Here is a 219-nt window from a genome sequence, read left to right as displayed (position 1 = left end):
CCCCGCGCACCGAACCAGAAGGCAGGCCCCTGGCCGAGGGCATGGCCGCCCTGGCGAACATGGGCTGGCAGATCCTGCTCACGATGGGTCTCGCCACCATCGCCCTGGGCGTCATCGCCCTGGTGTGGCCGGGCGCGACACTGCGCGTCCTCGGCATTCTCTTCGGCGTCTACCTCCTGGCCACCGGCGTCTTCCAACTCGCCGCCGCGTTCGGCACCC

1 protein-coding gene is annotated in these 219 nt (G+C 71.2%); it reads left to right on the top strand.

Going from position 1 to position 219, the window contains the following annotated elements:
- A partial coding sequence (locus IE312_RS39570) for a DUF308 domain-containing protein (protein WP_229899545.1) occupies positions 1 to 219 on the top strand: 219 nt, incomplete at both ends.

The sequence above is a fragment of the Streptomyces capoamus genome, assembly GCF_014654935.1.
GTDB lineage: Bacteria > Actinomycetota > Actinomycetes > Streptomycetales > Streptomycetaceae > Streptomyces > Streptomyces capoamus.
This window is presented reverse-complemented; position numbering and strand designations above follow the sequence as displayed.